Origin of the sequence: Xanthomonas pisi DSM 18956 (genome assembly GCF_001010415.1) — a bacterium.
GTDB lineage: Bacteria > Pseudomonadota > Gammaproteobacteria > Xanthomonadales > Xanthomonadaceae > Xanthomonas > Xanthomonas pisi.
Genome location: NZ_JPLE01000329.1, coordinates 1 through 338 on the forward strand (window position 1 = coordinate 1; position 338 = coordinate 338).

Here is a 338-nt window from a genome sequence, read left to right on the forward strand (position 1 = left end):
AAGCTGTTCAGGAGAATATCCGTAAAACTGGTGGAAAAATAGACGACAGTAACAACGCTTATATGGCGGAAGAACTCTTCCACGGGAAGGCGGAAAACGACCTGAACGTGATGAAGGAGCCCTACGTTCAGCCACTGGCTAAATTACTGGCGGACTACAAAATTGCGCAGGCCGATCTGGATGAGTACCTCTACGCCCGTCACGCGCCGGAACGTAACGCGCATATCGCGAAAATCAACCCGAAAATGCCGGACGGCGGTTCGGGGATGACCAACGCGGAGGCGGCGGAAATCATGCAGCGGCTACGTAACAGCGGCAAACAGGCACAGTATGACCGT

Annotated in this window: 1 protein-coding gene; it reads left to right on the plus strand. The window is 53.8% G+C overall.

Annotation, left to right across the window (positions count from 1 at the left end):
* Positions 1–338, plus strand: a 338-nt coding sequence (locus Y887_RS20885) for a hypothetical protein (protein WP_046965685.1), incomplete at both ends; no start/stop codon positions are given.